This window comes from Blastopirellula retiformator, from assembly GCF_007859755.1.
Lineage (GTDB): Bacteria > Planctomycetota > Planctomycetia > Pirellulales > Pirellulaceae > Blastopirellula > Blastopirellula retiformator.
In genome coordinates this window covers 422448-435437 of record NZ_SJPF01000002.1, presented here as the reverse complement: position 1 = coordinate 435437, position 12990 = coordinate 422448, and the positions used below count along the sequence as shown (strand labels likewise).

Sequence of the window (12990 nt, the reverse complement as noted above, 5' to 3'; positions counted from 1 at the left end):
GCGTTTTAGGGAGCGGACGCGGTCGAGTCGCCCAGTTTGTAGATCGAGTTTTGAATCACTCCCTGAAACTCTTCGCCGGCGACGCTGGACAACTCGTAGGCGATTTCCATGCACCAGGTCGGCTTGAGATCGGGAATGGTCAAGGTGACCGACTTGCCGTCTGCCGAAAGTGCGGCCGATTTTACCGGCAAATCGTGTCGATCATATTGGTCGGAACCGTAGCGAGCGGATCGCTTCAAGCCCCAGGCTTCGATCAGATAGTTGGCGGGGTCTTCGGCCGCTTGCTTCTGAATCGGCTCCGTAAAGGTGATCGTGATTCCGTGCAAGTTGGCCTTCAGCCCCACCGGTAAATGCAGCGGTTCGCCGGTCGGCCGAACGCGATACAGCCCGCCGGGGCTATCTGACTGGTTGCTCGCCCAGGCGAATAGCCCGCACGTGTAAAGGTCGCCGGTCTGCGGATCGATCCTTGCTCGCATGATGCCGGTCGGAAAATCGGGAATCGGCAGGCGGCACATTCCCCCTTGCCAAACCCCATCGACATTCTCGTGAGGGACGACGAAGATTCGTCCATAACCGTATGAAAGCGAAACAAGCGATCCGGCAAGCGGTCCCCAGCGATCGTCGTCCAACCAAAGCAATTCCGCGGGTGAGCGATCGAACGAGCGGTTCGGCCAGCAGAGAGGCATCTCCATCGCATCGTCGCCCGAATCTTCCGGAGCGCCGTAGCCATACATGTTGCCATAAAACCCGCCAGAAACGACCCGATTGATACGGTTCATCGGGGTCCAGTGCCCCTCTTGATCGGTGACGAAGAAGGACCCGTCGGGGTTGATGCAGACGCCGTTGGCCGCACGAAATCCATGGGCGATGATCTTCGTTTCCTCGCCGTCAGCAGTCACTTTCAACAACGTACCATGGTGCGGAACCAGCGAATCGAGAGCATGGCGCGCACTCTTGGCGTAGTAGAAATTGCCCGCCTCGTCGACCTGCAATCCCATCGCGAACTCGTGGAAGTGCTCCGTAACCTGGTGATCGCTGTTAAAGTTCTCGTAGAAATCGACTTCGCCGTCGCCATTCAAATCGTGCAGCTGAACGATTTGGTCGCGGCACCCGACAAAGATCTTCTCGCCAACGGTCTTGATACCTAGCGGCTGAAACAGTCCGGAAGCGATTCGCCGCCATTTCGCGCTGCTTCCCTTGCGGAAGTCAGAAATGATCCAGACATCGCCCCCCCAACTGCAGACGACCATACGGCCATCAGGCAAGAAATCGAGCCCCGATAGCTGCAAACGGCAGTTCCAACTGCTGGAAGTCGGCCGGCGAAGCACGTCGACCGCCAGCGGACCGTCGCTGGAAAGCGGCTCGTTCTTCACCTCGAATTCTTCGTTCCACTTCGCTGGACCTCCCTTGGTCACCGACGTCAGGTCGGCCGTGGCGCCTGGTTTCCAAGCGCGCAGGATATCGGCGTCTTCTTTCGGCATCATCGCCACCTGAAAATCGACCGGCGTCGCGCTGGCCGCGATTTTCACCACTTGGTAGCTATCCAGTTCCTCGATTGAGAGCGCCCCGCCGCCGACTAGCCGGGCGACGATCTGCGCGGAAGGTGCGATCCGCATCGTCAGATCTCGCGATGAGCGTCCCACATTCAGCGTCCGGATCCACGCGACGCCGTCGTCCTCGGTCGTCGGGGTTGCGATTGAGTGTGACTCCAAGATGGGTGCATCTCCCACGGTGTAAGAGACGACAACTTGATCGCCATGGCGATAGAGACCCTCGTAGTGCATCCAACTACGGGGCAGAGGACCATACCGGCGGCCATCCTTGCCGACGATCCGGACATCCTCGAAGTCGCCTGTTTGCGGATTGGCCCACCCAGGTTCGTTCAGAGCCCCAAACTGCAAATCGCCAATGGTTCGCGGATGAACCCCATGCCGACCGTCAAACAAAATTCCGTGCCAGTCGATAAACCCGCGTCCGTGCCAGGCGCCGGCGACCCGCATCGTGTCATGGTCAAACGCCGTCCAATAGGACCCGCGCGAAACGCCGCCTTGGCCGGGATCCAGCCGAACGGCGATTCCCTTGTGCGCGATGTTCGGCAGAAAATCGCGTTTCGATCGAGTCGCCCGATCGTCCGACTTCATTTCGTAGGTGCTGATCAGGAAAGGGCCATAATCCATGTCGCTCCAGGGGACGCTGCGGCTGGGCGCCGGACCACGCTCGGTTCCTTGCGGAAGGCTGGCCAAATAGTCCGCGTCGACCGGAACAAACTGACTGGAATTGTGCGGCTTGAGGTAGGCTTCGCGAATGTAGTGAATCACGTCATATTTTTGCTGCGGCGTCAGCTGATGCTGCGGCAACATCATTCGATATCCATGCGTAATCGTGCGATACATCGAAAGTGGGTCGGCGCCATTTTTGAACTTGCCGCTGGCGAACGCCAACGCATTGGGAAGCGACCCCGGCTTGTCGTGCGTGCCGTGGCAGTTGACGCAGAGGCCGGCGTAGATTTGACCGCCGTGCTGCAGCGATTGTTTGTTCCATTGGGTTAGAAACGCGCGGTGATCGAGCTTGTTCTCATATTCAGGAAGCACAAAATCGACGAGCTTGGCGGCGTCGGTTAGGCGCTCTGCGGCCGATCCCGTCTCTCCTTCCGATCCTAGCTCGACGACAAACCGCACCAGGTCGAAGAATTGCTGCTCGTCTTCCAGCTGATTGACCAGGCCCTGCGGCATCAACGAGTCGCCTGTCGCCATCGCATCAATGTCGTCGCGAGCGATCGTTTTGGTCGCCGCCTGGCCCGGGATGGCCAGGACGACCTGCTCGGGCGTTTCTGCACGGAGAATACCGGTAAGACTGACTCCGTCGACCGTCAGCAGGCGAACGGTCTGGAAACCCGCTTCCATCGTGCGAGAAGGGTGCAGGATCGACTCGACGACATGCTGGTAAGCGGCACGCTCGCCAAGCGTCGACAGGTCGGGCCCCAGACGCAGTTCGGACTGCTGGGGAGCATGGCATTGGGTGCAACCCAGCCCCGCTTGCGCAAAGACACGAGCGCCCCTTTCCCAGTCTCCCACAATCCGGGCTCGCTTGGCGAGATACGAGGGAGGATGAATCGAGAGCTTCTCTTCCAGCGTCGATTGGGCGAACGCGGGGGTGACGATCGCAACAAACAGCAGAGGGAGTACCCAAGTGCTTCGCGAAAGCGGCATACGAATTGGCGTCTGGCTAAGGATGTCTTGTTGAAACGACGGAACGAGAACAATCGCCGAGCGACTCAAGCCGCCTCGGACGATGACTTTGGGGCGCCAGGTCCGAGACGCGTTGAGCCTGCAAGCGGCGAAATGTTGACGTTGGATCGACTACGATTTATCGTCCCAAGTATCGAGGTCTAAATCGAGCGAATTTTGACCTTGCTCGAGCTTGATGATCTTGGGTTGTCTGCTGAACTTGGCAGGCAGCACATTGCGGCTGAACTGCTCTCCTTCCGGAACCATGGTCTTCATCACCCGGACCTCGCACGAACCAGAAACGGGTCCGAACGAGTTGTCGACTTGATAGCGGCCCGTCTCGTCGGTTAACGAGCTGGAGTTTGGACCATGCTGCGGTCGGAACAACACCTCGGCTCCTTCCAGCGGCGCTCCTTCGTAGATGACGTGTCCCGAGATTCCTACCCGGTCGAGTCCATCATCGGCGCAACCGACCAGCAACGAAGCTGCGGTACACAATGTTATGGCGAAATATCGTTTGAAGGTTTCAATCATTTATTGTGATCTCTCTGATTTCTGTTTGCTGTGTGCAGCGGCGGCGTTGACGCGCGCCGCTGCGATGAAAAACGACAAAACGAAATCATGACGGTCCCCTAACGTCATCTCAACGGGCTGCTGGATCGCAGGGATGCGATCCCTAAATAGCGACGTACGTCGTTATTTTGCGAGCCGCGAAGAGCTATGCTCTGAGCCTGGCGAGGTTGGAAAATGCCACGAGGGCATTTTTCAACAGGCAGTTAGCGTTCTGGCTGGTTGCGGCCGCGCTGGTCGGCGTTGACCTGCATCGACGAATCTTGAGGATTCGCCTGCTTCGGTCGCCTTGACCAGCTTGCCTCACCAACGCCGGAAACGCTACAGCTATCAGAAAAACGCTCTAATAGGCGGCGAGGACTTCCCCATCGTTGCGGTCACCCAGGTTCAAGTAGGTGGTTCCATCAACCGTCTCGGCGATGAACCGCACCGAGCCGTCCGCCAGGCAAGCGTTCACTCCGCCCGGATGCAGGCTGGCGGCGCAAGTATCTTCCGGCAAACTGCCGATCGAGTTGGGAGTGACGAAGGTCGTAAACGCCACTTCCCGCGTTCGATTCTCGTGTCCACCAATCCAGGCCGAGCCGTTGCGACGTCCCGACGGCGTCGGTTCGCTGCTTCGTTCGGAGACCATCAGCGTGTTGGACGTGCCGTCAACGACGTCGGCCAGGCTGATTTCGACGCCGTTGTAGTCGGGATGCCCTTGGAACATCAGCCCACCGGTATCGCCATTGTGATAGTCGTAGATCGATCCGCTGTTGGCGCCGCTGATGTCGTCGCGGGCGCCTTGACCAAATTCGGCCGAGCCGGCGCAAGCGACGTAATTTGCGCGGGCGAAACGTTGTTCGTACGGCTTGGCGGGCTGCGGAATATCGAGACTAATTTTGTCGGTCGCCGCATCGGATGGGCAGATGAACGACTCAAGCGACGTTTGATACGCTTCCTGAGGCACGCGTCCTAAGATGCCGGCACTGCTCCAACCGTCGAAGCCCGACTGGTTGGGATACGTGGCGAAGATTTCATCGTAAAGCGCCTGCTGTTCCATGAACGGCAGGATCCGCGATCCCCATCCCACCGCTCCGGTGTGGGCGGTGGGGCCGTACCAAGATCCGGAGGTAGGTCCAGCCGAAGCGTGATAGTGGCCGGTCAGGCCGACCGGAAAATTGCGAAACGCATCATGAAAGGTGTGCAGCGCAATACCAAGTTGCTTTTGGTTATTGGTGCATTGCATCCGTCGGGCAGCCTCGCGGGCTTGCTGGACGGCCGGAAGGAGCAGGGCGATTAGAACCCCGATAATTGCGATTACCACAAGCAGTTCCACCAAGGTGAAACCGCGACGAGCGAGCTTTGTCACGGTAACTTCTCCATGAAAGTTATGAACGACGTACTGAAGATAGAATTTGATTATTCGCGCCTGATGGAGCGTGGTTTTCAGAGGTGCAAACTTGCCGCTCTGAAAAATCGATGTCAGTACCGCCTGGTGTTGAACGTTGGGGGACGTTCGTGTCGGCTGCCGTAACTTGCCTAGGTTCGGAAGTCGACGCTCGCTTCATCTCTGTTCCGGGAGATTTGAATGGGTCATGAACGTTGGCGGACCAAATGCCGCGGTTGGCTCATGAACAGTAGGTGAATGTCGTTTGGCTGGCGTCTCCTTCGGGTTGACCTTCGCGTCGCTTGCCCTTGTTACCTTTGGGCCGGCTATGAAGGCGTTGGGAAAATTTTGATTTCTTATTGCGAATCCGTTGATTCGTTGAGTACATCGTCCACAATAACGGAACTAGCTTGCCATTTCAGGCAAAAGAGTAGCGGCTTTGGGCAAACTGGATCTCTTGCATGAATAGTGAAAAACGGATCGGCGTGCAGATGGAAATCGACCAGCCGTACAAACGGCACGTCAGCATTTTCGCCGGCATTCACCGCTATGCCCGCCAACAAGAGAACTGGCGGTTGATCGTCGACGACTGGGCCTGGCGATCGCTGCCGATACGGAAGGGAAAACCTTCGCCCTACGACGGAATCATCGGTCGCATGTCGGCCGAAGGGATCGATCGCGCCAACCGTTTGAACGTGCCGGTGGTCAACGTCTTGTTCAAAACGGCCGACCATCCTGCTGCAGGCGTCTTTCCCGATTTCACCGCTTGCGGACGCCTACGCGCCGAGCATTTGCTGGCCCGCGGGTTTCGCAACTTCGGCACGCTATTCATGACCGAAGATCGCGCGTTAACGGTCGAAGCGAACGCATTTCACGATGCGATCGCAAACGCTGGCTTCGAGTGCAGGTCGCTGCAACTGGAAGGAAATCATAGCGTACTGGGAGACGGCGACGCCAACTACCGTCATTGGAAACGAGGAAAGCGGCGCATCGAAAAGTGGTTGGAAAGCTGGAATCTGCCCATTGGCCTGTTTGTCAGCGAAGTCGATATTACCCGCGTCTTGATCGAACTCTGCTTCAACCGCGGGTGGCGTATTCCGGAAGATGTAGCGATTGTCGCCGGCACGAACGAAGAAGAGTTGTGCACCCATCCCGAGCCGAGCATCACCAGTCTCGAGTATCCGAACGAACAGATCGGTTACGAAGCGGCGCGGCTGCTCGACCAAGCTCTCAACTCCTCGGCCGGAGCGGAGGAGTCTCAGCAAGAGAAGGTTTATCTGCCGCCGGTTGGCATCGTCGCCCGCCGGTCAACCGATTTTATCGCGGTCGACGACGAACTGATGCGGCGTGCGCTGCGCTATATTGACGAACACCTGGAGCAGCCGATCTCGATCGACGACGTCGCCGAAGCGCTGCTAATCTCTCGAAGGAAGTTGACCTCCGAGTTTCGCAAGAACTTCAAGCGAACCGTCGCCGGCGAGATCCAACGATTGCGGGTCGAACGGGTGAAGCGAGAACTGTACGGCACGCGACTCACCGTGCAGGAGATCGCCCGCCGAAGCGGCTTCGGCAGTTTGCGGACGCTCAACGAAGCGTTCGTGCGCGTCGTCGGATGTACGCCTCGCGAATATCGAAATTCGACCCATCATTTTGAATAGCGAATCGTTCAGCTGCGGCGCTACGCCAGTAGTTCCGCCAGCGGTCCCGACTGTATCTGCGGTTTGCCCAACGCGAAGTCAGGTTGACCAAAATGATCGACCGGAACGCCGGCGGCGTGCGTCAACGTGGTGAGCCAATTGCCGATCGTGTGATGATGCGACGACGCACCATACCGCGGGTACGAAAGATAACGTCCCCCCGTCTTTAGACCGCCGCCGAGATCGCCAAGTACGACCATCGGCCACTCGACCGCCGTCGAATGGTGCTTGTCGGAGTTGTCGCTGAGATAGACGATCACCGTGTTATCGAGCATCGTGCCGGCGCCTTCTGGAATCGCCGCCAGTTTCTGGGCGAAATCACCGATCAAATCAAAGTGAAACTTGCGGATTAGGTTGCGGCAATCTTGCGAACTGAGCGTGCCGCTGTCGGCGCCATGACCGACCGAATGCACGATCGGCGTGATGCCAATGCCAGCATAGCTTGAGCCTAGCTCATCACAGTGGAGCGTCGCGACGTTAGTGATGCCGGTGATCAGTGCGGCGGCCGCCATGTCAAAATGCGCTTCGAGATGGTGCGTCGTCACGCTGGAAGCGTACTTGTCGCTGATCTCCGGCGCATGATTGCGAAGCACCTCTTGCATCGACGCCAGCTTTAGGCGGCGGTCACGGAGCGACTCGAAGCCGCTCAGGTAGTAGCCTAGCTTCTCCCGCTCCCCGCTGCCGAGCGTTCGCTGCAAATTGCGGATATCGTCGGCCATGGCGTCCAGCACGTTGCCGGTCCGCTGATATTTCTGGCGAACGTCGCCCCCCGAGGCGATGCTGCCGAATAGGTTTTGATAGGCGAGTTCTGGGTTGCATTGGAACGGCAGCTGTTGGTTTTCGCCGGCGGCGCTGATCGACGGATAGGCGATCCCTTGGCTGCCATCGCCCATCTTCAGTCCAATGTGGCCAAAGACCGATGGAAACTTTTTCGCCAAAAAGCCGTCAATCGTTTCGGTGGATGGTTGTTCATGTTCCTGCGCACGATAGGCGCCCAGCGCGCCATAAAAGGCGTTGTGCCCTGTGGTGCACATCTTGCCGCTCAGCCCCTGCAAGATGGTTAGCTTGGCGCGAAATGGTTCTAGGCTCTCCATGCCCGCCGCCAGCCGGCGATCGGCTAGCGGCTCGTCGACGATTCTGTCTCCCCCATGCTGCAACCCGGCCGGATTGAGAAAATCGGCCTGCAGCCCACTTCCTTTCACCACAAAGACAAACCGCTTCGGAAACTGTGGAACGTCGCCGCCATGCAGCATCTCCAGGTGATTGAGAAAGGGGGAGAGAGCCAGACTGCCGGCTCCCAACGTCAGTCCTTTCAGCATCGTTCGACGACTAAGCATGCTCGGTTCCTTAGCGAAAATTAGCGAATGATTTGCGTGTTGGGCAGTTTCGACCGCAGCGACTCAACCGTCTGGTCGCTGATCTGCGGACAGTACTCCAGCGACAGATACTTCAGCGATTTCATGCGGGCCAACGGAACGATCACCTCGTCGTCTAGCCGTTCACAGCCAGCGAGCGTCAGTTCCTGCAGGTCGGGGAGATCGGTGAGATAGAGCAATCCGGCCGGGGTTAACTGGGGGCAGTAGTCGAGGTGAAGCTGGATGAGCGACTCGCGATCCTGCAAGCGTCGCAAGGCCGTGTCGTCGATCTGGCCGCAATTGGCCAGCGACAGTCGCTCTAGCTGGTTCATTCGCTTCAGCATGTCGAGTCCCGCAGAGTCAATTTTCTCGCAATGCCAGAGATCGAGGTCCCGCAGTTTCGTTAATCCCGAAAGTTGGGCGAGCCCCGCGCTCGTAAAGTTGTCGTTGTCGCTGAGATTCAAGTGCGTGAGTTCGGTGTTGGTGGCGATGCTGTGCAGGCTCTCGTCGGTCAATGCCCGAATTTGCCCTAGGTTTAGGCTTTCCAGCTGTGGCAAGTCACGCAAACTAGCGACCGCAGCGTCGGTTATGTCGAGACATTCAAATAGATTGAGCGTTCGTATTCGGCTCTTGTCCAGACCGATAATCGCCGCATCCTGCAATCGTTTCGACTCATTCAGGTCGACGTGAACCAGTCCCGCCGGAAGTTGAAGCTTCTCTCCGCGATGCCACCAGCAGAAGGCGATCGAGAGATCCTCCAACTTCGTCAGCTTCTCGAACAGCGCGTTGAAGCCACTGTCGGTGATGCGGTGGCAGCCATAAAGATCGAGAGTCCGCAACTGGGTGAGCCCGTGCAGATGAACCAGCCCTTTGTCGGTGATCTGATCGACGTCCCCAAGATTGAGCGTTTCGAGCTGGGGCAGCGGGGCTAGATACTTCAGGCCGGCGTCGCCTAACGACCCGCGACGACAAGCGAGATTGAGCGACTTCAGGTGTACGAAGTGTTGGAGACCAGCGCCCCGAAACGACTGATCTTGCGACAGGTCGAGATGGCGCAGCGACTTCGATTGGGCGATCTTCTCAAGCGCGCTTTCTGCAGTCAACCGAGTGCGGGTGAGCCGCAGCGACTGCAAGGCCGGCATTTGCGCGAGCGTCAGCGCAGATTTCGCCGTCAACCGCGAGTGCGCCGTTAGATCAAGCTCGGTCAATCCCGGGGCGGCGGCGACGCGGGCTAGATCGTCATCGGTTAAGTTCGTACCCTTCTGCGTCAGCAATTGCTCCGCTTCTGTCAGGGAGAGAGGAGCGGCGCGCAACGAACCGGCAACGACGAAGCCGAGCAGCCCGGCGATCCAGATTATCTCTAGTTTGCGAACCATCGGCCCTACTTGCGATAGAGAAAGGAATCGGAGGTAAGCAAGGCGACCAGCACTTCCTGGAAGCTGCCGTTGCTCTCGACATACGCATCGTCCATCGCGATCAGCGTCTGCGAATCGCGGAGCGTCTCGTTGCGTCCCATCCAATAGCGGAAGACGTGCCGCAGAAACGATTGTCGTACCCGCGGAGAATCGGCCAGCCGTTCCATCATCTCGCGGACGTTCGCAACGTCGCCGTCCAAGCGGTCGATGCCGGTATGGGTCACGCCGCCCGAGGTGTCGACCGGCTTTCCCTTTTCGAGTTCACGAAAGCGGCCGACATGATTGAACGCCTCGAATGGCATGCCGAGCGGGTTCATCTTCTTGTGGCAGCGCCAGCACTCGTTCTCGTGCACCACGCGAAACCGCTGCCGCAACGTTTGGGTCTCGTCATCCGGAATCTTCGCATCGACGGTGATCGGCACGTCCATCACGCTGCCAGCGAGCAGCTTCTCGCGAATCCATTTGCCGCGGCGGACTGGATCGTTATCAAAGTTGCCGCTGTGAGCGACCAGCCAACTTGGCTGGGTCAGTATGCCGCAGCGTTGGTCGGCTGGTAAGGTAAGCGGCGTCTTGCGGTCGTACTCCACTTCCAGCGGATTGACGTTGTAGCTTTGGGCGTCATGTTTGTTGACGTATTTGTCGCGCCCGCCTGCTTTGCTGATCGCCTGTGCGTCGTTCTCGCCGTCCCAATAGGTGACGAACGTCTTGTTGGTCGTCAGCAGCTCTTCCAGCACGTGCTGGTCCTGCTCCAAAATGTGCAACACGAGGGCGTCGGTATCGTAAGCCAGGCGAACCGCCGTTTGTTTGTGGAATTGCTGAAAGCCGTCCCGTTTTTCGAACTCTTCCAGGTCTTTGAATACGGTGGGCGATTTGTAGTAGCCGAAGTACTCGCGAAAGAATTGCAGCACTCGGGGCCGCGTCGTTTGGTCGACATCGTGATTGTGGTTGGGAAATGGGTTTCGCTCTCGATCGGCGAAAATGTGACGGACGGCCGCTTCGACATCGGCTTTGGTCGCAAGCTTGCCAGCTTCCATCTGCCCCACAATCCAGCTGTCTTTGGGGAGCGAGGGCTCGTGCCGCTCGGTCATTTCGCGACGAACGATCGGTTCGCTCCACTTTTGATAAATCGGCGACTTCTCAAAAGGCGTCACGCCGTATGGGGGCGAATCGTAAAAGGCGTAATGAATCGCGTAGACCAGCTCCTGCGGCGATAGCATGCGGCGGCCATGCTCGTCTTGCTGGCTCATGCCGCGCTCCTGGCGATAGACGAATTCAGGCGAGATGGCGATGTAAATCAACACGGCCTGTAGGGCCAAAGTTCGCCCCAACTCTTCGTTTTTCAGGTAGATGTCGTTCCAGTAGTGCTCGACATCCGCCTCACTTGGTGAGCGACGGAGGAGCAGACCAAACGCGACGTCCAGCGCCTCGGCAAAGTCTTCCCGATCGGTCGGGCCTTCTTTGCTCATCAACCGCTCAAAGGCGATTGGAATCGCTCCTCGGCGTTCTACGGTCGTCGTGACCACGCCGCCGACAAAACTGCCATGGTTGTTACCATGGCGGCTATCTTTGTTTTTCACCTCGGTCGTGATGCTGACCGGCGTGCCGATGGTTAGGATCTCGGCCATCGACTCGGCATTGGTCAGCATTGCATCGAGCGACGCCTGGTCGGCCGGTATCAGAGCATAGTCCGAGAATCCCGAGGCGTGATGGACAAACTCGTAGAACGGGTTGGCGAACTTCTCCCGATCGAAGTAGCGGGTAGAAATTCGGCGTCCGGCATGCGGCCCATGCTGGACCGCCTCACCTCCATCGGGGCGAACCGGATTGCCGATCTTGACCGACAGGTGATGTTTGCGGCCGTAAGGCTCGGACCAGAGTCCGCGAAAAATGTCAGGGCGAATTCGCCAGAGTCGAGCCGGCGTATAGGCAGGCTCAGTGATTTCGCCACTGAAGAGCATTTCGTGGTCGACGTAGTTGGCGTATTCGGGCAGCAGCATCTTTTCTTTTAGCTTCGCGCCGCGGCCAATATCGGAGAGTCGCTGGTCGAGCAGGGCGAGAAACTCGCGACGCTCCTGTTTCGTCGGTTGCGAGTCGGCATCGGATGGCGGCATTTCGCCAAACTGAACCTGGGCGAAAACCTTCTCCCAAACGTCGGCCGAAGTCGGATCCAGAGCGGCGAGCGACAGGGTATCGAGTTGAACGCCTCCCTCGGGAGCAAAGTCGCCGTGACATTCAACGCAGTGTCGCGTCACGAAACTGGCGGCGGTCGAGTCGGCCGCGGTCGAAGCGCCGCCTTCCGCTGCGAGGGCAGCAGGATACGCAAGGAAGAGGGTCGCCGCGATCCACATGGTTTGTCGCAAAGGGAGTTTCATGTCCGTCGAACCTGTTTTGGGTTAGCGCAGTCGCGCAGAAGGACGGTGGTAGTTGGGGCGTGATGTTCGGTGGGGCGAGTTCGATTGTAAACGCCCAATATAGCAGAATCGGGCAAAACTACCGCGAAATTGGGCAAAGAAGGCGCCGCGGCTTGGCAAAGCGGGGACGCGCTAGTCCCGCGGCGCTGGAGTTTCGTCGTTCGGGCGATCCGCCTTCGTTGCGAGACCGATTTCCCACATCTTCTTGATCGTCGCCAGACCATGGGGATCGTACTGCTGCAATTCGGCTCGGACGAATGGGAAATAGTCGTTCACGCCGAAGAAGGCTTCCGACGTCTCGGCGAAGTACTCCATCGGATTGGTCGCTGCATAATGATCCCGCATTCCGCCACGGATATGACGCACTTGACCATAGCGATCGTCGCCCGTCCCGTTCTCGAAAGCGTCGCGAACTTCAGCGTTCCGAAACCCGTTTTCTAAGAACTGGTGATGGTATCCGTGCGCCAGTTCGTGCAGTATCATCCAAGGTTGACCATGCGTCCAGTTAACGAAATTGCGGGCGTTGGCCAATTCGACGCAGCGCCGCTTATCGGGGTTGATGTCGTGTTCTTTCAGCCATTTGACATCGGGATGATACGCGGCGCACGGCGTATTTTTCTCGAACAACTCGACCCAGATGGTGATCGTTTTGACCTTTTCGAGCGCCGGCTTCGGCACGACGCGGGTCACCAGATAGAGTTGGTGATCGAGTTCGCGCATCACGTCATCACAGAGCTTTGGCTCGTCCCGAATCAAGCGGCGATTCAGCTTGATCGACCAGCCATTCACGACCCGGTCTTCGTAGGCCTCGGTCGGCTCGTAGGCGGGTAGATCGTTTGCTGTGACGCTATCCACGGCGAGCAACACCTGAGAGGCGACAAGAATCGCAAGAGTGGCGACGAAGGTCTTTTGCATGGTAGCTGTCCCTATTCAGAGGTCGGAAACG

At 58.2% G+C, this 12990-nt stretch carries 8 protein-coding genes; 1 reads left to right on the top strand and 7 read right to left on the bottom strand.

Annotated elements, in window-relative coordinates; genetic code table 11:
- Positions 1 to 5 precede the first annotated feature (5 nt).
- The 3 genes from Enr8_RS09130 to Enr8_RS09120 form a co-directional block, all read right to left on the bottom strand.
- Entirely contained in the window at positions 6 to 3209 is a 3204-nt protein-coding gene (locus Enr8_RS09130; protein WP_146430688.1) for a DUF6797 domain-containing protein, read from the bottom strand.
- Between the two features lie 150 nt (positions 3210 to 3359).
- Positions 3360 to 3761 (bottom strand): carboxypeptidase-like regulatory domain-containing protein, encoded by a 402-nt coding sequence (locus Enr8_RS09125; protein WP_146430686.1) that lies wholly within the window; start codon positions 3759 to 3761, stop codon positions 3360 to 3362.
- A gap of 379 nt (positions 3762 to 4140) precedes the next feature.
- A complete protein-coding gene (locus tag Enr8_RS09120) occupies positions 4141 to 5148 on the bottom strand; it encodes a DUF1559 family PulG-like putative transporter (RefSeq protein WP_146430684.1) in 1008 nt (335 codons plus the stop codon).
- Between the two features lie 479 nt (positions 5149 to 5627).
- Here Enr8_RS09120 and Enr8_RS09115 point away from each other — a divergent pair, with 479 nt between their 5' ends.
- A complete protein-coding gene (locus Enr8_RS09115; protein ID WP_146430682.1) occupies positions 5628 to 6824 on the top strand; it encodes a substrate-binding domain-containing protein in 1197 nt (398 codons plus the stop codon).
- A gap of 20 nt (positions 6825 to 6844) precedes the next feature.
- Here the strand turns inward: Enr8_RS09115 and Enr8_RS09110 are convergent, their stop codons facing one another.
- From Enr8_RS09110 to Enr8_RS09095, 4 genes are all read right to left on the bottom strand, one after another.
- The gene (locus Enr8_RS09110) at positions 6845 to 8200 is read right to left on the bottom strand and encodes a DUF1552 domain-containing protein (protein WP_146430680.1); all 1356 of its coding nucleotides are present in this window, start codon (positions 8198 to 8200) and stop codon (positions 6845 to 6847) included.
- 20 nt (positions 8201 to 8220) lie between these two features.
- On the bottom strand, positions 8221 to 9594 hold the full coding sequence (locus tag Enr8_RS09105; protein ID WP_146430678.1) for a leucine-rich repeat domain-containing protein: 1374 nt from the start codon (positions 9592 to 9594) through the stop codon (positions 8221 to 8223).
- 5 nt (positions 9595 to 9599) lie between these two features.
- Complete coding sequence (locus tag Enr8_RS09100; RefSeq protein ID WP_146430675.1) at positions 9600 to 12005, bottom strand: DUF1588 domain-containing protein; 2406 nt, start codon at positions 12003 to 12005, stop codon at positions 9600 to 9602.
- Positions 12006 to 12176: 171 nt separating this feature from the next.
- On the bottom strand, positions 12177 to 12959 hold the full coding sequence (locus Enr8_RS09095) for a M90 metallopeptidase family protein (protein WP_146430673.1): 783 nt from the start codon (positions 12957 to 12959) through the stop codon (positions 12177 to 12179).
- Between the last annotated feature and the right edge of the window lie 31 nt (positions 12960 to 12990).

Coding starts and splice junctions, on each gene's coding strand:
- Enr8_RS09130 (WP_146430688.1), bottom strand. CDS start 3,209: ATGCCGCTTTCGCGAAGCACTTGGGTACTCCCTCTGCTGTTTGTTGCG.
- Enr8_RS09125 (WP_146430686.1), bottom strand. CDS start 3,761: ATGATTGAAACCTTCAAACGATATTTCGCCATAACATTGTGTACCGCA.
- Enr8_RS09115 (WP_146430682.1), top strand. CDS start 5,628: ATGAATAGTGAAAAACGGATCGGCGTGCAGATGGAAATCGACCAGCCG.
- Enr8_RS09110 (WP_146430680.1), bottom strand. CDS start 8,200: ATGCTTAGTCGTCGAACGATGCTGAAAGGACTGACGTTGGGAGCCGGC.
- Enr8_RS09105 (WP_146430678.1), bottom strand. CDS start 9,594: ATGGTTCGCAAACTAGAGATAATCTGGATCGCCGGGCTGCTCGGCTTC.
- Enr8_RS09100 (WP_146430675.1), bottom strand. CDS start 12,005: ATGAAACTCCCTTTGCGACAAACCATGTGGATCGCGGCGACCCTCTTC.
- Enr8_RS09095 (WP_146430673.1), bottom strand. CDS start 12,959: ATGCAAAAGACCTTCGTCGCCACTCTTGCGATTCTTGTCGCCTCTCAG.